We start from the raw sequence: 24,735 nt of genomic DNA on the forward strand, positions 1-24,735 counted from the left end.
TGGCGGTGGTGAACTTGTCCCCCGGACGGTTTTGTCGTTTTGTAGCCCGGGTAAGGCGTCAGCCGCCGCCCGGGAATTGTCCCCGGGTCGCGCTATGCTTACAGGTCCGTGCCGCCGCCGGGAAAGCCTCCCGATGGCATTGCTTCGCGCCTTGCGGGCGTGAGCGAACAATTTGAGTATATAATCAGCCTGAAAACGACCGGAGATGATGGATCTAAACCGGGTATGCGTTCAGTTTCAGTGGAGAACCCCGTTGCGCGTCAGCCGTTCACTTACAATTAAACAGATGGCAATGGTCGCGAGCGTGTCCATGGCGTTTGTACTCGTCTTCTGTTCTATTTTGCTGTTCCATTTTGTTCAGCAGAGTCGCTATACCACGGCCACGCAGTTAGAGAGCATTGCGCGTTCCGTTCGCGAACCGCTGTCAGCGGCTATTCTGAAAGCCGATATCCCGGAGGCGGAAGCCATTCTGAGCCGCATTCAGCCTGCTGGCATCGTCAGCCGGGCGGATGTTGTCCTGCCTAATCAGTTCCAGGCGCTGCGGATGCGCTTTATCCCCGAGCGTCCGGTGCCGGTAACCATCACCCGCATGTTTGAACTGCCGGTGCAGATTTCGCTGCCTATCTACTCCCTTGAGCGGCCCGCTAACCCACAGCCGCTGGCCTATCTGGTGCTGCAAGCCGATTCATATCGCATGTATAAATTCGTGATGAGCGCCCTGGCAACATTAGTGACTGCTTACTTACTTTTGGTGCTGATGCTGACGGTAGCCATCACCTGGTGCATCAACCGTCTGATGGTACGACCGCTGCGTAAAATCGCCCGCGAGCTGAATGATGTCCCGCAGCAGGAGCGTCTTGGCCATCAGCTTTCTATACCGCGCTTACATCATGACGATGAAATCGGCATGCTGGTGCGCAGCTATAACCGTAACCAGCAGACTCTGCTGCGCCTGCACGATGAACTCTCTTTGCAATCGACCCGTTTCCCGGTATCCGAGCTGCCAAATAAAGCCTTTTTGATGGCGATGCTGGAGCAAACCGTCGCCCGTGGGCAGGCGTCTGCGCTGCTGATTGTCGCCTGCGAAACGCTGCAGGATACCGCTGGCGTACTCAAAGAGACGCAGCGCGAAATGCTGCTGTTGACGCTCGTTGAAAAGCTGCGGGCGGTTATCCCGACGCAGATGGTCCTGGCCCAGGTGAGCGGCTACGACTTTGCGATTCTGGCCCACGGAATTACCGAGCCCTGGCAGGCGGTGACGTTAAGTAAGCAAGTACTTACTGTCTTAAGCGAACGTTTACCCCTGCACGGCATCCAGCTGCGCCCCTGCGCCAGCGTCGGCATTGCGATGTTTAACGGCGAAATTAACGGCGAACAGCTCTATCGCCGGGCGTTTTCCGCCGCCGTTACCGCGCGGCGTAAAGGTAAAAATCAGATTGAGTTCTTCGATCCGGAACAGATGGAAAAAGCGCAGCGCCGCCTGATGGAGGAGCACGATATTTTAACGGCGCTTGATAATCAGCAGTTTGCCATCTGGCTGCAGCCGCAGGTGGATACTATCAGCGGCGAGGTCTGCGGTGCAGAAGCGCTGCTGCGTCAGCGTCAGGCTGACGGGAGCTGGTCGCTGCCTGGCGATCTGATTGAGCGTATCGAAGCCTGCGGGCTGATCGTCCCGGTCGGCTACTGGGTGATGGAAGAGGCCTGCCGACAGCTTGCCGCCTGGCAAAATCAGGGGATCATGTTGCCGCTATCGGTCAACGTGTCGCAGCTACAGCTGCTGCATCACGATCGCGGCGCGGAGATGCTGGCGCTGCTCGCGCGCTATCGTATCGCGCCGGGCACGCTGATCCTCGAAGTCACCGAAAGCCGTCGAATAGACGACCCGCAGGCCATGATTTCCCTGCTGCGTCCGCTGCGTGAAGCGGGCGTGCGGATCGCGCTGGACGACTTTGGTATGGGCTACGCCGGGCTGCGTCAACTGCAGCATATTAAATCGCTGCCGGTGGATATCCTGAAAATCGATAAAGTCTTTATCGATATGCTACCTGATGACATCAGCATGGTGCCCGCGATTATCCAGCTGGCGCGGGGGCTGAATCTGCACATCGTCGCGGAGGGCGTTGAAACCGATAAGCAGTATCGCTGGCTGCAGGAGGCGGGTGTCGAGACGGTGCAAGGTTATCTTTTTGGCTGCGCCATGCCGCCTGAGGCTTTTAAGGCCCGCTTTTTACCGGCTGTTGTTGAGGATGCAAGTTTGTAACAACATTGTTAGCTTATGCGAGTCAGTTCAAATAAATTAACAATTGCATTGCAATTTCATCACTCGTTATTTCTGAAATGTTTCATGGGTGTTATTTTTAAGCCACAGACGCAATACCCCCTCACAGTCTGTGGTTATATCCAAAGGACACCCTATGAAAATCTCTTTCTTTAAAAGCCTCTATGTCCAGGTTTTATCGGCCATAGCGATCGGTATTCTGCTGGGCCATTTTTACCCGGAGCTGGGTGCGCAGATGAAACCCCTCGGCGATGCCTTCGTTAAGCTGATTAAAATGATTATTGCCCCGGTTATCTTCTGTACCGTTGTGACGGGGATTGCCGGGATGGAGAGCATGAAGGCCGTCGGCCGCACCGGGGCGGTGGCGCTGCTCTATTTTGAAGTCGTGAGCACCATCGCGCTGATCATCGGTCTGATCATTGTTAACGTGGTGCAGCCCGGCGCGGGTATGAACGTTGACCCGGCCACCCTTGATGCGAAGGCCGTGGCGGTTTATGCCGAACAGGCGAAAGATCAGGGTATCGTGGCGTTCCTGCTCGATATTATCCCCGGCAGCGTGATTGGCGCGTTCGCGAGTGGCAACATTCTGCAGGTGCTGATGTTTGCCGTGCTGTTCGGTTTTGCGCTGCATCGTCTGGGCAGCAAAGGCCAGCTGATTTTTAACGTTATCGAAAGCTTCTCGCAGGTTATATTCGGCATCATCAATATGATCATGCGCCTGGCGCCGATTGGCGCATTCGGGGCCATGGCCTTTACCATCGGGAAATACGGCGTCGGTACGCTGGTGCAGCTTGGTCAGCTGATCGTCTGCTTCTACATCACCTGTATCCTGTTTGTCGTGGTGGTACTGGGCTCGATCGCCAAAGCCACCGGCTTCAGCATCTTTAAGTTCATCCGCTATATCCGCGAAGAGCTGCTGATCGTCCTGGGAACCTCTTCGTCCGAGTCGGCGCTGCCGCGGATGCTTGATAAGATGGAGAAGCTGGGCTGCCGTAAATCGGTGGTGGGGCTGGTGATCCCGACGGGGTACTCCTTTAACCTCGATGGCACCTCAATCTACCTGACGATGGCGGCGGTGTTTATCGCCCAGGCGACAAACAGCCATATGGATATTTTCCATCAGATTACCCTGCTGGTGGTGCTGCTGCTCTCCTCGAAAGGCGCGGCGGGCGTGACGGGCAGCGGCTTTATCGTCCTGGCGGCGACCATCTCCGCCGTCGGTCATTTGCCGGTCGCCGGTCTGGCGTTAATCCTTGGCATTGACCGCTTTATGTCCGAGGCGCGCGCGCTGACCAACCTGGTGGGTAACGGCGTAGCGACTATTGTGGTCGCGAAATGGGTTAAAGAGCTGGACTCACAGCAGCTCGATGATGTGCTGAATAACCGTACGCCGGTAGACAAATCGCACGAATTATCCTCATAAATCCATCTGTTAGGTCCATAGTCCCTTGCTGGACTATGGGCTCCTGCGCATAATTAGGGGTCGCTGCCGCATGCGCGGCGGTGACCCTTATGATTATTTCACGTCAACATGCGACATTTTCGTCTCCGTGTGGTCTAACCGACGTACTTAACTCACCATTTTTTCGGCGGCCCTCCCGTGGGCCGCTGTTGTAACCAGGATTGTTCATCAGGGGTTCACATGCAGGGCACAAAAATTCGACTCTTAACCGGTGGTTTGCTGATGTTGGCGACGGTCGGTTATGTGCAGGCAGAAGCGCTCCAGCCGGACCCGGCCTGGCAACAGGGCACTCTGGCAAACGGGTTTCAGTGGCAGGTTTTAGCCACTCCGCAGCGTCCCAGCGATCGTATCGAAGTTCGCCTGTCCGTGAATATTGGCTCGCTGAGCGAAAGCACTCAGCAGAGCGGCTTTAGCCACTTTATCCCGCGCCTCGCGCTGACGCAAAACGGTGGCCTCCCGACCATGCAGGCCCGTTCGCTATGGCAGCAGAGTATTGACCCGAAACGTCCTCTGCCGCCCGCCATCGTCTCTTATGACTACAGTTTGTTTAACCTGAGCTTACCGAATAACCGTAACGACCTGCTGAAAGAGGCGCTGAGCTGGCTGGCGAGCGCCAGCGGTAAAATGTCGATCACTCCGGAAGCGGTCAACCATGCGCTGCAGGGCGAAGATATGGTGGTCACCTGGCCTGCGGATACTAAAGAGGGCTGGTGGCGTTATCGGCTGAAAGGCTCCACCATGCTGGGGCATGATCCGGCGGCGGCGCTGAAGCAGCCGGTGGATATTGCTCAGCTTAAAGACTATTACCACAAGTGGTACACGCCGGATGCCATGACCCTGATTGTGGTCGGCAACGTCGATAGCCGCAGCGTCGCGGAGCAAATTAACAAAACTTTCGGCGGCCTGAAGGGCAAGCGCGAAACGCCGGTGGCGGTTCCTACCCTGTCGCCGCTGCCGACGACGCCGGTCAGCATCATGACCGATGCAGTGCGCCAGGATAAGCTGTCGCTGATGTGGGATGCGCCGTGGCAGCCGATTCGTGACTCGGTCGCGCTGCAGCGCTACTGGCGAGATGACCTCGCCAGAGAAGCGCTGTTCTGGCACGTTCAGCAGAATCTGAGCAAAAGTAACATCAAGGATATCGGCCTGGGCTTTGACTGCCGCGTGCTTTACCAGCGCGCCCAGTGCGCGATCAATATCGAATCGCCGGGCGAGCGGCTGAACGCCAACTTAACGACCGTGGCGCGCGAGCTGGCGAAAGTGCGCGATAACGGTCTGCCGCAGGATGAATTTGATGCCCTGATTGCGCAGAAAAACCTTGAACTGCAGAAGCTGTTTGCCACCTATGCCCGCACGGATACCTATCTTCTGATTAGCCAGCGGATGCGTTCGTTGCAAAATCAGGTGGTGGATATCGCTCCCGAGCAGTATCAGAAGCTGCGTCAGGAGTTCCTCAATTCGCTGACGGTTGACATGCTGAATCAGTACCTGCGTCAGCAGCTTTCACAGGATATGGCGCTGGTGTTGCAGCAGCCGCAGGGCGAACCGGAGTACAACATGAAGGACCTGCAGGCGACGTGGGAAAAGCTGATGGCGTCAGCGCCAGCGGCCGCCGCGGCGTCGAACAGCGCCGGTGATGTTGCGCAAGGACGTAGCGAAGCGACGGATATCCCGCCTGCGCAGTAAAGCAAAACCGGATAGCGTGGCTATCCGGTGAGGTTTATGGCTTATCTGTTTTAACTATTGCTCGGGATTGGCCCGGTGATTTTCCCGGAGGCGGCGCTGGCGCGCCTTCTCCGGTCTACCGGCCCGCAGATGACGGTAAACCCGTAGCCCGGCTAAGCGCAGCGCAAGCCGGGATTCTCGCCGGCGGGCGTAACTCCATCGAAATTACTGCGGCATCGCCTCGCGCGGGATAATCGCACCGCGATACTGAATCACCGTGCTGGCGGTCAGGTGGCCGCGTTTTGCCGCCGATTCGGCATCGCCGCCGGTCAGGCGCACGGCCAGATAGCCGGCGCTGAATGAATCGCCCGCTGCCGTGGTATCAACGACTTTCTCTTTTGCCAGCTTAACGGCCGGGACTTCCAGCTGCGGCTGTCCGGCAATCGCTACCAGGCAGGAGTCGGCGCCGCGCTTCACCACCACTTCTTCAACGCCAGCGGCGTGAGTGCGGGCAATCACCTCTGCCACTGGCTTCTCGCCCCACAGCGCGTCTTCGTCATCAAGGGTCAGGAACGCAATGTCGGTGCAGGCCAGCATCTGCTGGTAAACCTGCTGCGTCTCTTCTTTACTGCTCCACAGGCGCGGACGATAGTTGTTATCAAAGATAACTTTACCGCCGTTTGCCCGGCATTCCCGCAGCAGGGTCAGCAGCTTCTCGCGGCTTGTCGGGCTCAGGATTGCCAGGCTGATGCCGCTGAGGTAAAGATAATCATAGGTCGCCAGCTCTTCGCAGATGGCCGCAGACTGCTCGCTCTCCAGCCAGAACTTCGCTGCGGCTTCATTACGCCAGTAGTAAAACGTACGCTCGCCGGTATCGTCAGTTTCGATGTAGTAGAGGCCCGGTAAACGGTCGGCCATGCGCTGAATCAGGTCCGTCTGGACATTCTCACTCTGCCAGGATTCGAGCATCTGCTGGCTGAAGGTGTCCGTGCCCAGGGCGGTAACATAGTGTACGCCCAGCTCGCTGGCGTCGGTCTGGCGGGCAATGTAGACGGAAGTGTTTAAGGTGTCGCCGCCAAAGCCGCGATTTACCGCCGCGCCTTTCTCTGACAGCTCAATCATGCATTCGCCAATGACGGCAATTTTCTTAGACATAGTGATGACCTGAAATTAAATCAATATTAACCCTAGTGTGCGCTGGGCCGCTTTTATGGTCAATGATATTAAAACAACGTTCCATTATTTTTTTGACCTGACGCGGATTATGTGACGAAAAGCGCATTTGGCAGAGCACCTGACGTTTCTCAACTATATTCATGACTGACGAGACGCAAAAGGAGTGCAGAAGGGATGACCAGAACCCGTAAAACCGTGGCTATTATCCTTGGAACGATAGTCGTACTGATCGTTCTGTTTTTTATTGTGGTGGCGACCTTTGACTGGAATCGCCTGAAGCCGACGATTAATCAGAAAGTGTCGGCCGAGTTGAACCGTCCGTTTGCGATTCGCGGCGATCTGGGCGTCGTGTGGGAGCGCCAGCCCGGCGAAAGAGGCTGGCGAAGCTGGATACCCTGGCCGCACGTGCATGCCGAAGATATTATCCTCGGCAACCCGCCTGACATCCCGCAGGTCACCATGGTTCACCTGCCGCGCGTTGAGGCGACCCTCGCCCCGCTGGCGCTGCTCAGCAAAACGGTCTATCTACCGTGGATTAAGCTTGAACAGCCGGACGCGCGATTGATTCGACTGTCGGAGAAGACCAACAACTGGACTTTCGACCTGGCTTCGGCGGGAGCGTCTGAGAAAGACGCGGCGCCTTCCAGTTGGTCTTTCCGACTCGACAATATTCTTTTCGATCGCGGCAAGATTGCTATCGATGACAAGGTATCGCGCGCCGACGTGACGATCGTGGTTGATCCGCTCGGTAAGCCGCTGGCGTTTAGTGAAGTGACCGGCGAAAAAGGGAAAGGAGCGTCGCAGAAAGTGGGCGATTACGTCTTCGGCCTGCAGGCGAAAGGGAGCTACAACGGGCAGCCGCTCTCCGGTAACGGCAAAATCGGCGGCATGCTGGCGTTGCGCAGCGAAGGGACGCCGTTCCCGCTGCAGGGGGATTTTCGTTCCGGCAATACCCGGGTCGCTTTTACCGGCACGGTGAGCGATCCGCTCAATCTCGGCGGCGTCGATCTGCGCCTCAAGTTTTCCGGTGATTCGCTGGGCGATCTCTACGATCTGACCGGCGTACTGCTGCCGGATACGCCGACTTTCTCTACCGACGGCCATCTGCGCGCCACCTTTAAGGAGAAAAACGGTTCACGCTTCGCCTATCAGGATTTCAATGGCCGTATTGGCGAGAGCGATATCCACGGGTCGCTGACCTACACCACCGGTAAACCCCGGCCTAAGCTGGAGGGCGATCTGGAGTCCAGGCAGCTACGGCTGGCGGATCTGGGGCCGCTGATTGGCGTCGATTCCGGCGGTAAAGGCAGCCAGACTGAACGGCGTAAAGGTGAAGCTTCTCCGCAGCCAGCCGGAAAAGTGTTGCCGTATGACCGCTTTGAAACCGACAAGTGGCAGGTAATGGATGCCGATGTGCGCTTCAAAGGACGGCGGATTGAGCACGGCAGCACGCTACCCATCAGCGACCTTTCTACGCACATCATCCTGCAGCGAGGCGACCTGCGCCTGCAGCCGCTGCGTCTGGGGCTGGTTAACGGTACCCTCGCCGGCAGCATTCATCTTGAAGGGGATAAAAAACCGCTGCAGGGGACGGCCAACCTACAGGCGCGCCGCCTGAAGCTCAAAGCGCTGATGCCAAACGTGGAGATGATGCAGAAAACGCTCGGCGAAATGAACGGCGATGTTCAGCTTCGCGGCACCGGTAACTCCGTCGCCGCGCTGCTGGGCAACAGTAACGGTAACCTGAAGCTGCTGATGAACGACGGGCTGATTAGCCGTAACCTGATGGAGATCCTCGGCCTGAACGTCGGTAACTTTATTATCGGCCAGATCTTTGGCGATGATGAGGTGCGGGTGAACTGCGCGGCGGCGAATATCGACGTGGTCAACGGCGTCGCCCGGCCGCAGGTGTTCGCGTTTGATACCGAAAACGCGCTGATCAACGTGACCGGGACCGCCAGCTTTGCGTCGGAGCAGCTGGACCTCACTATCGATCCGGAGAGTAAGGGCTTTCGTATTATCACCCTGCGCTCCCCGCTGTATGTTCGCGGCAGCTTTAAGTCGCCGAATGCGGGCGTGAAGGCGGGGCCGCTGATTGCCCGCGGCGCGGTAGCGGCAGCGCTGGCGACGCTGGTGACGCCGGCAGCAGCGCTGCTGGCGCTGATATCACCTGCCGAAGGCGAGGCGAACCAGTGTCGGGCAATCTTGTCGCAGATGAAAAAATAGTCGGGAAGAAGACTCCCCTGGCCGGATGGCCGGGGGAGTGGACGGAGAGTTACAGCGATTGATGACGCGTTTCGTGAGTCAGCAGCAGCGCGATCATCGTCAGCGCCGCCATGGCGGCGAGGTAGAGCCCAACCGCGGGCAGACCGTAGTTGCCCTGCAGCCATGCGGCGATATACGGCGCTACGGATGCCCCGAGGATCGACGAGACGTTGTAGGAGAACGAGGCGCCGGTGTAGCGAACTTCGGTCGGGAATAGCTCCGGCAGCAGCGCGCCCATAGGGCCAAAGGTCAGCCCCATCAGGCTCAGGCCAATCAGCAGGAAGGCAAAGACCAGCAGCGGATTGCCGGAGCCGAGCAGCGGTTTAAAGGCAAACAGCGCGAAGAGGATGATGAGAGTCGTGATCACGACCATGCTCTTACGACGGCCAAAGGCATCCGCCAGCAGGCCCGCCACCGGCACCATCACGCCAAAACCAATGACCGCCATCATCAGCATCCACAGCACTTCGTTGCGCGGCAAGCCGAGACCAATCGGCGCGGCGGCGGTACTGAAGGTCATGGAGTAGACGGTCATGATGTAAAACAGCGTGTAGGTCGCCAGCATGATAAAGGTGCCGAGAACGGTGACGCGTACGTGTTTTGTCAGCAGGGTGCCCAGCGGGATTTTGACCTGTTTCTTCGCGGCGGCTACCTTTGCGAACACCGGCGACTCGTGCAGTGAAACGCGGACGTACAGGCCGATAATGACCAGCACGGCGGAGAAGATAAACGGCATACGCCAGCCCCATTCCATAAACTGCTGGTCGGTCAGCAGCCAGGAGAGCAGCAGGAAGGTGCCGTTAGCGAAGAAGAAGCCGATAGGCGCGCCCAGCTGCGGGAATGAGCCATACAGCGCGCGCTTGCGCGGCGGGGCGTTTTCCGTCGCCAGCAGCGCCGCGCCGCCCCATTCGCCGCCAAGGCCCAGCCCCTGGCCAAAGCGGGCCAGCGCCAGCAGCACCGGCGCCATAATGCCAATGGTTTCATAGCCGGGCAGCAGGCCGATAACTACGGTTGAGATCCCCATCGTCAGCAGCGAGGCCACGAGGGTCGCTTTACGGCCTACGCGGTCGCCGAAATGGCCGAATACCGCAGAACCGATAGGGCGGGCAATAAACGCGATGGCGAAGGTCGCCAGCGATTGTAGCGTCGCGGCGGCGGGATCGCCCTGCGGGAAGAAAATATGCGGAAATACAATGACCGCCGCGGTGGCATAGATATAGAAGTCGAAGAACTCGATGGCGGTGCCAATGAGCGAAGCGACGACGACCTTGTTGCGTGAGTTAACCGGAACGGTTTCCTGAGCATTGTCGAGTGTTGTGGTTGTGGCTGTGGCTTGCATAGATCTTTCTTATTTTTTGCGAACGAAAGGCCATATAGCCACAGCCTTGGGGACATTTCAATCTGTAACAAGGGGACGGGGAGGCTAAAAAACAGGCAAAAAGTGAATAATTTCTGTGCCAGAAAAATAAGTTCTATGAAATGCTTCACACAATTCAAATAATGGTTGATAAAACCAGGTTTAGGTTAAATAAAAGTTACATATTGGATTTATCTGCTGAAATGCCAGGTTGGGCTGAATTTTGCGTCTTTTATTCAGCCCAGTGATGGTTTAGTCGTGGGCTTTGCCCGGCATCCGGCGGTCGTCTTTATACTCGGCGGTCGCAATCCACGCGGCGCAGAAAAGCGTCAGGCGGGCGAAGAAATAGAAGAAGGCCATGATTCCCAGCACCGAGCCGAATGCCGCCCCGGACGGCGACTTGACCAGCGACGGTAGCGTCCAGGTCATGACGATCTTGATTATCTCAAAGCCGACCGCCGCAATCAGGGTACCGCGAATCAGCGCCCTACGGCGCGGGCGGTGGCGCGGGAGTCGCCAGAAAATCCAGAAAAAGAGCAGATAGTTGGCGAAGATGGAAATGGCCAGGCCAATAAGCCGCCACGCCGGTTTCAGCCACTCGATGTAGTCCAGATAGAGCGCCGAGATAATCATCTGCTGAGCCGACCCGGCGATGGAGGTGATTGACAAGGTGATCACCAGCGCCACCAGCAGGCCGATTAGCGAGATAAAGTCGCGAAAGTACTTCACCCAAATTTTTTCCTGATCCTGTGGCGTACGTTCCCAGACGTCGCGGGACTGGGCGCGAATCGCCTCACGCAGGTTGCCCATCCAGTTAATACCGGAATAGAGCGCCACCAGCAGACCGACGATGCCGACGGTGGTGCGCTGCTGTACGGCGGTATTGATGGTATTTTTCAGCGTTGCCGCGAGCGTCGGGTCGCTGACGTTAAGCAGGATTTTATCGAAGATGTCCTGTAGCAGCGTAGGATGCGAGGCCAGAACAAAACCGGCTGCCGCAAAAGAGACCATCAGAATCGGGATCATCGATAAAAATGAGAAGTAGGTGATCGCCGCGCCAAACTGATTGCCCAGCCTGTCGTTGAAACGCTCTGCGGCGCGGATGAGGTGCGCAATAATGGGGTTACGCTGGACTTTTTCCGCCGTTCCGGTGACGCTTTTTAGCGCCTGGTTGGCTTTTTTCGCCACGGTGGAGTCATTTATCGCAGCCAGGGCGCTTTTATTTTCATCCGGCTGCTGGCCCGGATCCTGGGCTGGTCGTTGGGCGTCGTTTTCCGGCGTCATAAATTATTTCTTCCTTTTTTACAGCGATATTCATCAAAATTATATACGTAAAATCACGGATAAGGCGTGCCGGGGGCATCGGAGGCATGAATACGTTCCTGTTTGCCGCCTGTTCTGCGCTAATCGCTCGCCGGCGTTTTGTTTGCGCAGGGCCGCGGAAAACTCATAATTCACTGATAGTTATCTATATTTATCCAGGGTAAGGCGTTAGCTGCTACCCGACATAAAATATCGCTACTCCCACAAATACGGATTTTTCATCATGCGGACTCATCAACATAGCTTTTCATGAGCCCGCCCAGCCACTCCATAAACAGATGTACCCGACGTGAAAGGTTGCGCCGGTGCGGATAAATGAGCGAAACCGGCAGCGGCTCGGCGCGGTAGTGGGGCAGAATTTCTATCAGCTCCCCGGTGCGCAGCATTTCACGAACGCCCACCCGGGGTACCTGAATAATCCCCAGCCCCGCCAGGCACGAGGCTTGATAAGTTTCGGTGCTGTTAACCGTCAGAACGCCACCGGTTTTGACCCAGCGGACGGCGCCATCGCTAACCACTTCGAAGCCCAGCGGGCGCACGCCCAGATTGCTGGCGTAGTGGATCAGCGCATGATCGGCGAGATCGTCCAGCGACTGCGGGTAGCCAAAGCGGGTGAGATATTGAGGACTGGCGCAGTTGATTTGCGTGAGCTTGCCCAGCGGTCGCGCAATCAGCCCGGAATCTTTCAGCGTACCGACGCGTATCACACAATCAAAACCCTCGCGGATTACGTCAACCAACCTGTCGCTGCTGCTGAGCTCCAGTTCGATGCCGGGATACTGCTGCAGAAATGCCGGCAGTTGCGGAATAACCAGTTTTTTCGCCACGGCGACCGGCATATCGACCCGAAGGCGTCCGCTAATGCTGGAGGGATCGAGCTGAAACATCCCGTCCAGCTCATCGAGATTGCTGAGCAGGTCTCTGGCGCGTTCGTAGTAGACCATACCATCCTGAGTCAGCTGCACCCGGCGGGTGGTGCGATGCAGCAGACGAACGCCAAGATGGTTTTCCAGTGCCTGAATCTGGCGCGAAACGCTCCCTTTAGGCAGGCCAAGCGTATCCGCAGCGCGGGAAAAACTCTCCAGCTCCGCGACTCTGATGAACAGCTGCATTGCGTGAATTTTATCCATTCCGCAGACCTTTTGTTGCTCTTAATGAAACAGTAAAGCGTAATTTTCAGTATTTATTGTTTTTATAGCAGCTAATAAGCTCTTTAACGAGGCAAATGCAATCGAAAAGGGGTTTTCTGATGACACAACGTATCGCTTTGGTGACCGGCGGCAGCCGCGGACTGGGGAAAAACGCCGCCCTGAAGCTGGCGGAGAAGGGAACCGATATTATTCTGACCTGGCATAGCAACCCGCAGGCGGCGCTTGACGTGGTAGCTAAAATTGAGAAAAAAGGCGTAAAAGCCGCAGCATTACCGTTAAACGTCGGCGATATCACCAGTTTTGATGGTTTTGCACACAAGGTTGGGGAAGTACTTCAACAACGCTGGCAGCGGGAGACATTCGACTATTTATTAAACAATGCCGGTATTGGCCTGAACGTCGCTTTTGCCGAAACCAGCGAAGCGCAGTTTGATGAATTAATGAACATCCAGTTTAAGGGACCGTTCTTCCTTACTCAGCGTCTGTTACCGCTATTGCAGGACGGGGGACGCATCCTCAACGTTTCCAGCGGACTGGCGCGTTTTGCTCTGCCGGGTTATGCGGCCTATGCCGCGATGAAAGGCGCGATGGAGGTACTGACGCGCTATCAGGCGAAGGAGCTTGGGGAACGCGGAATTTCGGTCAATATCATTGCTCCTGGCGCCATTGAAACCGATTTTGGCGGCGGCGTGGTACGCGATAACCCGCAGGTGAATCAGCATATCGCCGGGCAAACGGCGCTGGGAAGAGTGGGGCAGCCGGATGATATAGGCGATGCTATCGCCGCGCTACTCAGCGACGATCTGCGCTGGATGAATGCCCAGCGCGTTGAGGTCTCTGGCGGAATGTTTTTGTAATCCCGAGCCCCTTCATGGATCATGAAGGGGTATACGCATTTCATGCGCTTTCTTACTCCGTAACATACTTTCCCCGCTTTGCCATCGCCTGCGTTTGCGGGTTCGTTTAAAATAGAAAAATAATATTATATTTATTTTTTACCTGCCTGGTTCATTAAGGATTTCCTTAATTTAAATGTAATAAATATTGTGAATAAGTAATGGCGTGAATAAGGCCTGTAACTATTCATTGTTATGATGTTTAGATAATCCTCCCTATCGGTAAAATGCCCCAGGCCAAACAGCGAGTTCTTATTTTATCTTGCTGATATTACCCTTCCCCCTCTTTTAATCGGGCATTTCTTTGTTGGAGATAAATCCATGCAGGTAATCATGTTTGACAGGCAGTCGATATTTATTCACGGAATGAAAATTGGCCTCCAGCAACACATTCCTGAACTTGATATTTTTGGCACCTGTCAGGCGGATCAGCTCTGGCAGAAGCTAACGGCGAATCCTGAAGCACTGCTCATTCTGGATGGCGATATGCACAGCGAGTTTTGCTGCTGGCTACTGCAGGAAAAGCAGCTCCGTTTCCCGGCGACTCAGGTGCTGCTGATCGTGTCCGACGATAATAAAAGCTGGCTACAGCGCGCGCTTTCCTGGAATGTGCGCGGGATTATTCAACGCAGGGAAAGCCTGCAAACATTCGCCCAGGCGATCAACAGCATTATGCATGGCCTGCTCTGTTTGCCGGGCGATTGGCTCATGACGGCGGAAGCGCGGGATAATAAATTGGTTCATTTAAGCCAGCGTCAGCGCGAGATTTTACAGCTGCTGGCGGCGGGAGATTCCAATAAAGAGATTAGCCGCGCGTTAAATATTAGCGCGGGCACGGTCAAGGCGCATCTGGAGTCGCTGTATCGCCGACTGGATGTGAAGAATCGAACCCAGGCGGCGATGGTGTTTAATGGCGTCAGCGAAACTTAATCGGTTGTCGCCTTGAATCTTGCGCACTCTTCACGCCGCTGTTCGTGGCCGCTGCGAATATTTTCCCAGGCGGTCAGCGCCTCAGCGAACCGCTGATGGTTAAGGTGAGTTAAAACAATATCAAGCTCCGGAGACGCCGGGCCGCAGCTGAAGGCTAAAGAGACCAGCGCATCATACTGCGATGGGTTAAGCCTCACCCGCAGGTTGCGCTTAAGCTGGCGCTGGCATTGCACCAGGTCGACGGTAAGCAAGGTCTCCGCGATCTCGCGCGTGAAGTGGTTGAACGTTTCATAATCTTTGAGAACGTGGCCATAGCCAATCACGCGCAGGCCGCTCTCGTCCCGATAGGGGGCGAGTGCTAGTCCCTGAGTTCGTTTAATAAAGTCCAGGCCCTGCGGGCTTAGCGACGGTGTTATGGGGGACATGTTCTCTTCCTCTTTGGCTGGCCCGCAGTGTAGAGGAAAAGTTAACCGCGCCCTATTCGCCAGATGGCCCAGGCTGGTTATGCTCGCGGCGCAGCAGGCCGAAAAGCCAATCGTTGTGCCAGCGACCGTTGAGCCAGTAGCATTCACGCAGCTCGCCTTCCTGATGAAAACCAACCTTTAGCAGCAGATTTTTTGACGCCAGATTGCCCGCGGTGACGGTCGCCGTCAGCCGCCGGATACCGCCCGTAGTCAAAGCGTACTCGCACAGCGCGCGCAGCGATTCACTGCCGTACCCTTTCCCCTGCGCGTGGGGAGCGAACAGAAAACCCACTTCAGCACTATCGCCAGCGAGATGCTGGTAGCCGGTGAGGCCAAGGGGAGCATGGGTGAAGCGATCGCGCACGACCAGACACAGCCAGTGGGCCGCCCCCGGGGACCATAAGGGAAGCCGCGAATCAAAAGCCTCACGAATGTCGGCGACCGGGCGAGGATCCGCGACGTAAAGCATCACCTGGGGATCCTGCTGGAGGGCGAGGAAAAAAGGCCAGTCATCAAGCTGCAGCGGGGAACAGCGCAGACGTGGGGTCATCAGTTCTGGCATAGCAGGGTTCCGGCAAAAGTCGATGCCATGAACATAGCAGGACATCGACTGCCGGAACAGTCTGCTGTTACAACGGTTCGCCGTACAGACCAATAAGCCGGCGCACCACGCCATTGGTCCAGCCGAAGCCGTCCTGGAGCGGGTACTCACCCCCTCCGCCTTCGTGAGGAGTGGCGCTGGCGATGTGGTACTTTTCAATCAGCTTAAAGTGCTGTTTATAGAAATGGTTCACCGTTTGCAGCCAGCTGTGGGCTATCTCATCGCCGAGCGGATCCTGACCGTACATTTTAAAACCCTGTACCGCCATCCACTGCAGCGGCGCCCAGCCGTTGGGCTTATCCCACTGTTCACCGCTTTGATATTCGGTTGCCATAATACCGCCGGGGGTAAGCAGGCGGGCGCGTACCGCATCGGCAAGCCTGTCGGCCTGATCGTGGGTCGCCATACCGACATAGAGCGCGACGATGCTGGCGGCGGAAAACAGCGCCAGCTGCTCGCGGCGCCAGTCATAATCGCGGAAACAACCGCTTTCGTCATCCCACAGATAGCGGGTCACCGCCGCCCGACGGTCGCTGGCCTTCTGGCGGAAAGCGGCCTCGGTTTCCCGGTCGCCCTTCAGGCCGGAGAGGTTGGCGATGGTATTCTCCAGCTTGAACAGCAAGGCGTTCAGATCAATGGGGATAAACTGGGTAGTGCGGATGCTTGCCAGTCGGGTGATATCGCGCAGCCAGCGGCTGGAGTAATCCCAGCCGGACTCCGCCCCCGCGCGCAGGTCGCGATAAACTTCATTCGGCGGGCGCCCGGAGCGCTTCGCCGTTTCAACATCTTCCCGCCACGACTCATCGCGCGGCGTGTCGCGATCGTCCCAGTAGCGGTTCAGCAAAGAGCCGTCCGGCATACGCACCACGTGACGATACGCCTGATTGGGGATCAGCGATTCCGCGCCGTCCATCCAGAAGCTGTACTCCATTTGCAGGTGGTCAAGGTACCGTTTAGCGCCGCGGACGCCATCTTCTTCAAACAGTTCGACCATCAGGGCAAAGACCGGCGGCTGCGAGCGGCTGAGATAGTAGGTACGGTTGCCGTTAGGAATATGGCCGTAGATTTCGATCATCCACGCGAAATTATCGGCCATGCATTTCAGCAGGTCTTCGCGGCCGCTTTCCGCCAGCCCCAGCATAGTGAAGTAGGAATCCCAGTAGTAGGTTTCGCTAAAGCGTCCGCCGGGAACAATATATGACTGCGGCAGCGCCAGCAGCGACGACCACGGAATATGATCCTGCGGCTCGCGGGTGAGGATTGGCCACAGATTATCAATATGCTCCTTGAGGGATCGCGTGGGATCGGAGACGTAGTCCTCGGCGCGGCTTTCCGGCAGCCAGAAATGATCTTCCACAAACTGGCGTAAATCGAATCCGGGGGTGCGCCTGATGCGACGATAGTGAATCAAGATATCCAGCGGATCCTGCTTCGGCGCGCAGTCCGGGAAGGTTTTACTATCGGCGAAAATTCGCGATTTCTGGACGTGGGCGAACAGCTCCAGATAACGATCGGCAGGGGTGAGGGCATCCGAGGCGGGCAGCCCTTCAATGATCTCCGGTTCAGGTTCGGCGTCGAACATTTCATCCAGCTTTAACTCATACGGATCGGCTTCGTAGCACGGATCGGTGTCGATCCTGAGCTCATCGTCATCAACGTTGCGTAATTTCTGGCTGAACATAGGGGTACGGACCTCCGGATTGCGTCAGTAGAGGATGCCGGGCACGCCCGACCTGTCTAATAAGCTTAGACATTCGCAGCGGGAAACGAAAAGAGAAGTGTGCGGTAGATCACGCTTTCCTCTGAACAATCGGTTCGGAGTTTTTGCTTTAACTTTTTGATCTACCGGATTAAAACCGTTTTAACCGCTGCGTATTGCGTCGAAAAATTCGGAGATTTCGTTTTGCAACAAAATCTAAATTCCCGGGCGCTGCCGCTATTCAGCCATTACTCCCACGCGGCTTCCAGCAGCTCCAGCAGCTGCTCGCTGGTCAACGTGACCGGGTTAGCCTTCATGGATGAGGAGCTGCTGGCGGCGAGGGCCGCAGGCTCCAGCGCTTCGCGGGGGACGCCGAGATCGCGCAGATTACCCAGACCGGCGCGCTGGCTCCACTCGCGCAGGCTCTCCCATGCGCTGTCATGATCGGAATCCAGTCCAGCGGCCAGCCACTGGCGTACATCCGCAAAACGCTGGCGGAGGCATTCGTCGCTAATTTGTGCTTCGTTGAGCGCCAGGCCGAAGGGGAGCAGACTACCGCAAAGTGCGCCGTGGGCAGCGTTGCTCAGGCCTCCCAGCGGGCCTGCCAGGCCGTGAACCACGCCGAGTCCGGCATTGGCTAACGCCAGTCCGCCGCACAGGCTGACCCACGCCATCTCATCGCGGCTATCCGGACACTCATGTTCCATCAGCGTTCTGAGCGCTTTCATGCCGCGCGGGATCGCCTCCCGACAGAGTGCGTCGGTAAAAGGATTCGCGCGGGTGCACAGCCAGGGCTCAATCACCTGGGTGATAGCGTCGAGACCGGAGGCTAAGGTCACCGCGCGCGGCGCGCTGTCGGTGAGGGACGGGTCGATAATCGCCAGGTCCGGCAGCATGCGGTCGTCACGCAGGCTGACCTTGCGCTGCTGCTCGGGGACGTTAATCACCGCGTTCTTTGTGACTTCCGCGCCGGTACCGGCCGTCGTGGGAATGGCGACGAACGGCAGCGGATTGGCCTCTAATATGCGGCCGCTACCCACCACTTCCAGGTATTCGATCGCGGGCCCCTGCGCGGGAACCAGCGCCGCAATGGCTTTGCCCGCATCAATGACCGCGCCGCCGCCGAGGCTGACGATGGCGCCGACGCCTTTTTCCCGTGCCAGACTCACGCCCCGTTCAATATCCTGCAGGCAGGGTTCATGGGCGATAGAGAGTGTGGTGACGTGCAGCCGAAGCGCGTGGAGTTCGCTTAGCAAGCATTCCGCGCGCTGCGGGGTGGCGCCGTGAATCAGCAGAATCTTTGTCGAGCGCCCGGCGAGCCAGGGGGCCGCGCTTAGAGCAAGGCCGCGCCCAAAGCGGATATTGCCCGGTGTTAAAACGTTAAAAGAGGTCAACATGTCGGGTAACCTGTCCTGGAGAAAAATCGTGCAATCCACTATACACATTATCCGGCTGTACATGAGCCGCCGATGCAGTATTGTGAAACAACCATCTCTTTTGATTGAGGAATTGCTGACAATGATAAAAATACTGGGCAAACGCTCATCAATTAACGTGCGTAAGGTACTGTGGACCTGTGAAGAAGCGGGAATAGCATATCAGCAGGAGGATTACGGTAGCGGGTTCCAGTCCATCGAGACCCCGGCGTTTCGCGCCCTTAATCCGAATAGCCTGGTCCCGGTGCTGCTGGATGGCGATTTTGTGCTGTGGGAGTCGAACAGCATCTGCCGCTATCTGGCGCGCAAAGCCGGGCGGGAAGACCTGCTCCCCACGGTGCCGCAGGCTGCCGCCGAGGTTGAGCGCTGGATGGACTGGCAGGCAACGGAATTCAATACTGCCTGGCGCTACGCCTTTATGGGACTGGTGCGCAAGGACCCGCGTTTTCAGGAACCGACGGCTATCAAAGAGAGCATTGTCGCCTGGACCCGCTGCGTGCAGATCCTCAATGCGCAGCTTCAGCAAACCGGGGCATGGGTTGCCGGCAGCCAGTTTACGCTCGCGGATATCGTCCTGGGACTGTCGGTGCATCGCTGGAAAATGACGCCGTTCGCGCATCCGGAAATGGCCGAAGTGGAGCGCTGGTATATGGCGCTGAATCAGCGCCCGGCGTTTAAGCGCCACGGCAATAACGGCGTGGCGTAAAGATAAAAAAAGAAGCTCCGGAGAGCTTCTTTTTCATGTACGGTGCGCCGTGTTACCGCATCGTCACAAACTCTTCCGCTGCGGTTGGGTGGATCGCCACGGTATTGTCGAAGTCTTTCTTGGTTGCGCCCATCTTCAGCGCCACCGCGAAGCCCTGCAGCATTTCATCCATACCGAAGCCGATACCGTGAATGCCGACAATTTTCTCTTCCGGGCCGACGCAGACCAGCTTCATGCGGCACGGCTGGCGGTGTGAAGTGACGGCGGTATACATGGCGGTGAAAGAGGATTTATACACTTTTACCGCCTCATCGCCGTACTGCTCGCGCGCCTGCGGCTCGGATAAACCGACGGTACCGATTGGCGGATGGCTGAATACCACGGTCGGGATGTTGCTGTAGTCCAGATGTTCGTCCGGCTTGTTGTTAAACAGACGCTCGGAGAGACGGCGGCCGGCGGCAACGGCGACCGGAGTCAGCTCGACGGCACCGGTATTATCGCCGACGGCGTAAATACCCGGAACGTTGGTATTCTGGAATTTATCGACGACGATATAGCCTTTATCGTTAGTTTCCACTCCGGTAGCGGCGAGATTGAAGTTATCGGTTGCCGGTTCGCGACCGATCGCCCAAATCAGGCAGTCCACGGTCTGGCTGCGGCCATCTTCCAGCTCCAGGGTCAGGCTGCCGTCGGCGTTCTTCACTACCGCTTTCGGAATGGCATGGGTATGCAGCTGCGGGCCTTCGGCGTTCATCACCTCAACCAGCGTTTCAACGATCAGCGGATCGAAGCTACGCAGCGGCGCGTGTTTACGCACGAATAGATGGGTCTCCGCGCCCAGTCCGTTAATCACGCCCGCCAGCTCAACGGCGATATAGCCCGCGCCGACAACCGCAACGCGCTTCGGCAGCGCCGGCAGTTCGAAGAAACCATCGGAATCAATACCGTACTCGACGCCGGGAATGCTCGGATGGCTCGGACGGCCGCCGGTGGCGATCAGAATATGGTCGGCGGTTATCGTCTCGCCGTTAACTTCGACGGTTTTCGCATCGACAAAACGGGCGAAGCCTTTAATGACATCGACCTTGTTTTTGCCCAGCACGTTATCGTAAGAGGTGTGGATACGATCGATATAGGCGCTACGGCTGGCGACCAGCTTATCCCAGTCGAAGTGATTAATTGTGGTATCAAAACCGTAATCCGGGCCATACAGATGGATGGCTTCACGGATCTGCGCCGCATGCCACATCACTTTCTTCGGTACGCAGCCGACGTTCACGCAGGTGCCGCCCAGGTCTTTGGCTTCAATCAGCGCACACTTTTGGCCGTACATAGCGGCACGGTTAATGGAGGCGATACCGCCGCTGCCGCCGCCAATGGCGATATAGTCATAATGCTTGCTCATGAGTCTTATCCTTAATGTCTAATTGGCGCGATTGTATACCTGAAATCACCAGGTTCCACCGATTGCTGTGATTGTTACTCAGGCACGATCCAGCTGACGGTGGCATGGCCGATACCGGTCGGCACCAGCTTTTTATGTAGCCAGGGCAGAACGTTGTTCATCTGCTGCTCCAGCTTCCACGGCGGGTTGATGACGATCATCCCGGAGGCGGTCATCCCGCGCTGGTCGCTATCCGGACGCACCGCCAGCTCGATTTGCAGAATTTTGCGAATGCCGGTGGCCTCTAACTCTTTGATCATGCGCTTAATCTGCGCACGCAGTACGACCGGATACCACAGCGCGTAGGTGCCGGTAGCAAAGCGTTTGTAGCCTTCATGAATACCGGTGACCACCGCCTGGTAGTCGCTTTTGATTTCATAAGGCGGGTCGATTAGCACCAGGCCACGACGAGATACCGGCGGCAGCTTAGACTTCAGCTGCTGATAGCCATCGCTTTTTTCAACCCGGGCGCGGTCGTCTTTCTGAAACTCCGCGCGCAGCAGCGGAAAATCGCTGGGATGCAGCTCAGTCATCTGCAGGCTATCCTGCTCGCGCAGCAGTTGGCGGGCAATCAGCGGAGAGCCGGGGTAGTAGCGCAGCTGGCCGCTACGGTTGAAGTGCTGGACCACGGAGATATACGGCTCCAGCTCGGCGGGCAGGTCATCCTGCTGCCAGATGCGGGCGATACCTTCGAGATACTCACCGGTGCGCTCGGCATGTTTGCTGCTCAGCTGATAGCGGCCAGCGCCGGCGTGGGTGTCCAGATAGAGAAACGGTTTTTCTTTCTCTTTGAGCGATTCAATGATCAGGCTCTGAACGGTGTGTTTTAGAACGTCGGCGTGGTTGCCTGCGTGAAAGCTGTGGCGATAACTGAGCATGGATGCGGTGATTCCGGGAATTAAACAAGATAACCGATAGTTTACCGCAGATCCGCCTGGATTACCGCTGCGGTACCGTGCTGTTTTAATTCCTGCTGGTGTTGTGTGAGATGCGACTCCCCGGAGGCGGTGCTGGCGCACCTGTCCGGGCTACCGGCCCGCAGCCAACTGATGATTGCGGAATTAGCTCTCTTTTGTGGGTTTTACCGCCGGCAGGGCGCGATGCATCGGCACCGGCAGCCAGGCGCGAATTAATAATCCGCCGCGTTCGCTGGAGCCAAGTTCCAGCTTGCCGTTATGGTTATCGATGATGCGCTGAACGATAGCCAGCCCGAGGCCGGTTCCGCTAATCGTTCGGGCGCTGTCACCGCGAACGAAAGGCTGGAACAGATGTTCGCGCTGCTCCGGCTTGATTCCCGGTCCATCGTCTTCGACCTGGAACCAGGCCCGGTTACCTTCGCTGCCGCTGCTGACCTTGATCCAGCCGTTGCCGTAGCGGGCGGCGTTGACCACCATATTCGCCAGCGCGCGCTTGATGGAGAGCGGATGCACGCGCAGCGGGATCTCTCCCGGCTGCAGATCGGTAGCGATTTCCCGCTCATAGCCGCTCTCCGCCGCAATCACTTCGCCCAGCACCGCATTCAGGTCCACCAGCTCCACCGGCATCTCCTGACCGGTGCGCAGATAGTCGATAAACTGCTCGATAATGGCGTTGCACTCTTCGATATCTTTATTAATCGACTCGGCGAGGTAGCCGTCCTCTTCGCCCATCATTTCCGTCGCCAGACGGATACGCGTGAGCGGAGTCCGTAAATCGTGGCTCACCCCGGCCATCAGCAGCGTACGGTCGTCCGCCAGTTGCTTAACGCCTGCGGCCATATGGTTAAAGGCACGTGTCACCGAACGCACCTCTGATGCGCCGTATTCGCGCAGCGGCGGAGGGATAATCCCTCGCCCGACCTGCAGCGCGGCGTGCTCCAGATCGACCAGCGGTCGGTTCTGTATACGAATAAAGAGCCAGGCGCCGCCAATCGCCAGCAGCATGATCGCCAGGGTGTAGCGGAACAGCGGCGAGAAGTCGCCCTGGTGGATTTCGGTCAGCGGTACGCGCACCCAGATATTGGGGGAGAGCCAGGTTTTCAGCCACACCACGGGGGAGCTTTTGTTGACCTCAACCCGCACTTCGGTCGGCCCGCCGAGCTGGTGCGCCATCTGCTGGCTTAAGAATTCATAATGCTGCGCCCAGCGCAGGCCTGCGTCTTCCGCCGCTTCGTTGGAATAGAGCGAAATGCCCAGCTCGCGGTAAATTTCGCGGCGAAACGCCGGCGGAACCACCAACTGGGTGCCGTCTTCCAGCTGCAGTTTATCGGTCATCAGCATACGCACTTCGTAGGCCAGAACCTTATTAAACTGCTGGAGACTGGGCAGGATCGCGAAATTCAGCACCACTAAATAGGTCGTCACCAGGCTGGCGAACAGCAGGGTGACGATCAGTAGCAGGGTACGGGCAAACGAGCTTCGCGGCGAAAAGCGCACGCGTTTCATGCCTTAGAGCCGTCCGGGACGAAAACGTAGCCCAGGCCCCATACGGTCTGGATATAGCGAGGATGCGCCGGATCTTCTTCCACCATGCGGCGCAGGCGTGAGATTTGTACGTCGATGGAACGCTCCATGGCTGAATACTCACGGCCGCGGGCGAGGTTCATCAGCTTATCGCGGGACAGCGGTTCGCGCGGATGGCTCACCAGCGCTTTTAGCACCGCGAATTCACCGCTGGTCAGCGGCATGGGTTCATCTTCACGGAACATTTCGCGGGTGCCGAGGTTCAGCTTGAATTTACCAAAGGCGATAACCGCCTCTTCCTGCGAGGGCGCGCCCGGTAGTTCGTTGGCCTGACGGCGAAGCACGGCGCGGATACGGGCCAGCAGCTCGCGCGGGTTGAACGGTTTTGGGATATAGTCGTCGGCGCCGATTTCCAGGCCCACGATTCGGTCAACTTCTTCCCCTTTCGCCGTGACCATGATGATCGGCATCGGGTTGCTCTGACTGCGCAGGCGGCGGCAAATGGACAAGCCATCTTCGCCCGGCAGCATAAGATCCAGCACCATCAGGTGGAAGGATTCACGGGTCAGCAGGCGATCCATCTGTTCAGCGTTCGCCACGCTACGAACCTGGAAGCCCTGCTCGGTCAGATAACGTTCGAGTAGCGCACGCAGGCGCATGTCGTCATCGACAACCAGAATCTTATAATTCTCTTGCATTGTTTATACTCCCAAAGGTTCACTGCAATTGTCAGTACGTATTCTCAAAAAAGCCCGGGTCGCCCACCAGCGAAATCTGGTATATATTCCAGGCTAAATTGTTACAAAGCATATTTAACAGCAGCTTAAGTATACATTTAAGCATAAGACGCATTATTTATCCTGTTGCTATTATGACGCGCGACGAATTGTGCGCAGCATTGCACAAAGATTTGTAATCAGGAGCCGTAACCTTCGATGAAAACGCCGCTGATCACCCGTGAAGGGTATGAAAAACTGAAGAAAGAGATGGATACCCTGTGGCGCGAAGAACGTCCGGAAGTCACTAAAAAAGTGACCTGGGCGGCGAGCCTTGGCGACCGCAGCGAAAACGCCGACTATCAGTACAATAAAAAGCGCCTGCGTGAAATCGACCGCCGGGTGCGCTATCTGACCAAATGCCTCGAACAGCTGAAAATCGTCGATTATTCGCCGCAGCAGGAAGGAAAGGTCTTTTTCGGCGCCTGGGTAGAGATTGAAAACGATGCGGGTGAGACGAAGCGCTTTCGGATTGTCGGCTACGATGAAATCTTTGGCCGCAATGACTACATCTCCATTGATTCGCCAATGGCGCGCGCGCTGCTGAAAAAAGAGGTCGGCGATTTAGCTATCGTTAACACGCCCGCGGGCGAGGCTGCCTGGTACGTGAACGAAATTGAATACGTCAAAGCTAAATAGGTGCGGAACATTCCGAGAGGCTTGGG

20 protein-coding genes are annotated in these 24,735 nt (G+C 57.0%); 8 read left to right on the forward strand and 12 right to left on the reverse strand.

Features of this window, described 5'->3' with window-relative positions; translation table 11 throughout:
• Positions 1 to 253: 253 nt before the first annotated feature.
• The 3 genes from hmsP to IAE27_RS15175 all read left to right on the forward strand — a co-directional run bounded on the left by hmsP (position 254) and on the right by IAE27_RS15175 (position 5,426).
• The gene (hmsP, locus tag IAE27_RS15165) at positions 254 to 2,260 is read left to right on the forward strand and encodes a biofilm formation regulator HmsP (RefSeq protein ID WP_024274799.1); all 2,007 of its coding nucleotides are present in this window, start codon (positions 254 to 256) and stop codon (positions 2,258 to 2,260) included.
• Positions 2,261 to 2,414: 154 nt separating this feature from the next.
• A complete protein-coding gene (locus IAE27_RS15170; RefSeq protein ID WP_004106699.1) occupies positions 2,415 to 3,701 on the forward strand; it encodes a dicarboxylate/amino acid:cation symporter in 1,287 nt (428 codons plus the stop codon).
• Between the two features lie 219 nt (positions 3,702 to 3,920).
• The gene (locus tag IAE27_RS15175; RefSeq protein ID WP_200092620.1) at positions 3,921 to 5,426 is read left to right on the forward strand and encodes a M16 family metallopeptidase; all 1,506 of its coding nucleotides are present in this window, start codon (positions 3,921 to 3,923) and stop codon (positions 5,424 to 5,426) included.
• 204 nt (positions 5,427 to 5,630) lie between these two features.
• Here the strand turns inward: IAE27_RS15175 and IAE27_RS15180 are convergent, their stop codons facing one another.
• Positions 5,631 to 6,560 carry a sugar kinase gene (locus IAE27_RS15180; RefSeq protein ID WP_004106695.1) on the reverse strand — a complete coding sequence of 310 codons (930 nt, stop codon included), beginning with the start codon at positions 6,558 to 6,560 and terminating at the stop codon, positions 5,631 to 5,633.
• Positions 6,561 to 6,755: 195 nt separating this feature from the next.
• On the opposite strand from IAE27_RS15180, the gene IAE27_RS15185 reads away from it, so the two are divergent.
• Entirely contained in the window at positions 6,756 to 8,807 is a 2,052-nt protein-coding gene (locus tag IAE27_RS15185; RefSeq protein ID WP_154022761.1) for an AsmA family protein, read from the forward strand.
• Between the two features lie 49 nt (positions 8,808 to 8,856).
• On the opposite strand, the gene IAE27_RS15190 is transcribed toward IAE27_RS15185, so the two are convergent.
• The 3 genes from IAE27_RS15190 to IAE27_RS15200 all read right to left on the reverse strand — a co-directional run bounded on the left by IAE27_RS15190 (position 8,857) and on the right by IAE27_RS15200 (position 12,656).
• Positions 8,857 to 10,185: an MFS transporter gene (locus tag IAE27_RS15190; RefSeq protein ID WP_049127686.1), complete on the reverse strand. Its 1,329-nt coding sequence runs from the start codon at positions 10,183 to 10,185 to the stop codon at positions 8,857 to 8,859.
• Positions 10,186 to 10,455: 270 nt separating this feature from the next.
• The gene (yhjD, locus tag IAE27_RS15195; RefSeq protein ID WP_004106689.1) at positions 10,456 to 11,487 is read right to left on the reverse strand and encodes an inner membrane protein YhjD; all 1,032 of its coding nucleotides are present in this window, start codon (positions 11,485 to 11,487) and stop codon (positions 10,456 to 10,458) included.
• 260 nt (positions 11,488 to 11,747) lie between these two features.
• On the reverse strand, positions 11,748 to 12,656 hold the full coding sequence (locus IAE27_RS15200) for a LysR family transcriptional regulator (protein WP_016807554.1): 909 nt from the start codon (positions 12,654 to 12,656) through the stop codon (positions 11,748 to 11,750).
• Between the two features lie 119 nt (positions 12,657 to 12,775).
• Between IAE27_RS15200 and IAE27_RS15205 the strand changes: the two genes are divergently transcribed.
• Complete coding sequence (locus IAE27_RS15205) at positions 12,776 to 13,534, forward strand: SDR family NAD(P)-dependent oxidoreductase (protein ID WP_070557353.1); 759 nt, start codon at positions 12,776 to 12,778, stop codon at positions 13,532 to 13,534.
• Positions 13,535 to 13,894: 360 nt separating this feature from the next.
• A complete protein-coding gene (locus IAE27_RS15210; RefSeq protein WP_004106686.1) occupies positions 13,895 to 14,503 on the forward strand; it encodes a response regulator transcription factor in 609 nt (202 codons plus the stop codon).
• Here the strand turns inward: IAE27_RS15210 and IAE27_RS15215 are convergent.
• The 4 genes from IAE27_RS15215 to IAE27_RS15230 form a co-directional block, all read right to left on the reverse strand.
• Positions 14,500 to 14,928 carry a lysozyme gene (locus IAE27_RS15215; RefSeq protein ID WP_154022762.1) on the reverse strand — a complete coding sequence of 143 codons (429 nt, stop codon included), beginning with the start codon at positions 14,926 to 14,928 and terminating at the stop codon, positions 14,500 to 14,502. The two genes, IAE27_RS15210 and IAE27_RS15215, sit on opposite strands and share 4 nt — an antisense overlap.
• 52 nt (positions 14,929 to 14,980) lie before the next feature.
• The gene (locus IAE27_RS15220) at positions 14,981 to 15,529 is read right to left on the reverse strand and encodes a GNAT family N-acetyltransferase (protein WP_105889321.1); all 549 of its coding nucleotides are present in this window, start codon (positions 15,527 to 15,529) and stop codon (positions 14,981 to 14,983) included.
• 67 nt (positions 15,530 to 15,596) lie between these two features.
• Entirely contained in the window at positions 15,597 to 17,249 is a 1,653-nt protein-coding gene (locus tag IAE27_RS15225; protein ID WP_004106683.1) for an alpha,alpha-trehalase, read from the reverse strand.
• 266 nt (positions 17,250 to 17,515) lie between these two features.
• Positions 17,516 to 18,664: an iron-containing alcohol dehydrogenase gene (locus tag IAE27_RS15230; protein WP_070557355.1), complete on the reverse strand. Its 1,149-nt coding sequence runs from the start codon at positions 18,662 to 18,664 to the stop codon at positions 17,516 to 17,518.
• 121 nt (positions 18,665 to 18,785) lie between these two features.
• Between IAE27_RS15230 and IAE27_RS15235 the strand changes: the two genes are divergently transcribed.
• Complete coding sequence (locus tag IAE27_RS15235; protein WP_070557356.1) at positions 18,786 to 19,409, forward strand: glutathione S-transferase family protein; 624 nt, start codon at positions 18,786 to 18,788, stop codon at positions 19,407 to 19,409.
• Positions 19,410 to 19,461: 52 nt separating this feature from the next.
• Here IAE27_RS15235 and gorA read toward each other — a convergent pair whose 3' ends face one another.
• The 4 genes from gorA to ompR form a co-directional block, all read right to left on the reverse strand.
• Positions 19,462 to 20,814 carry a glutathione-disulfide reductase gene (gene gorA, locus IAE27_RS15240; RefSeq protein WP_108704455.1) on the reverse strand — a complete coding sequence of 451 codons (1,353 nt, stop codon included), beginning with the start codon at positions 20,812 to 20,814 and terminating at the stop codon, positions 19,462 to 19,464.
• 74 nt (positions 20,815 to 20,888) lie between these two features.
• Positions 20,889 to 21,731 (reverse strand): 23S rRNA (adenine(2030)-N(6))-methyltransferase RlmJ, encoded by an 843-nt coding sequence (locus tag IAE27_RS15245; RefSeq protein ID WP_200092623.1) that lies wholly within the window; start codon positions 21,729 to 21,731, stop codon positions 20,889 to 20,891.
• Between the two features lie 183 nt (positions 21,732 to 21,914).
• Positions 21,915 to 23,276, reverse strand: a complete 1,362-nt coding sequence (gene envZ / locus IAE27_RS15250; protein WP_004106678.1) for a two-component system sensor histidine kinase EnvZ — start codon at positions 23,274 to 23,276, stop codon at positions 21,915 to 21,917.
• A complete protein-coding gene (gene ompR, locus IAE27_RS15255) occupies positions 23,273 to 23,992 on the reverse strand; it encodes a two-component system response regulator OmpR (protein ID WP_001157751.1) in 720 nt (239 codons plus the stop codon). Before ompR ends, envZ begins: the two co-directional genes overlap by 4 nt.
• A gap of 237 nt (positions 23,993 to 24,229) precedes the next feature.
• On the opposite strand from ompR, the gene greB reads away from it, so the two are divergent.
• Positions 24,230 to 24,709 (forward strand): transcription elongation factor GreB, encoded by a 480-nt coding sequence (greB, locus tag IAE27_RS15260; RefSeq protein WP_004106676.1) that lies wholly within the window; start codon positions 24,230 to 24,232, stop codon positions 24,707 to 24,709.
• The last annotated feature ends 26 nt before the right edge of the window (positions 24,710 to 24,735 follow it).

Origin of the sequence: Klebsiella sp. S69 (assembly GCF_016516145.1) — a bacterium.
GTDB classification, from domain to species: Bacteria; Pseudomonadota; Gammaproteobacteria; order Enterobacterales; family Enterobacteriaceae; genus Klebsiella; species Klebsiella oxytoca.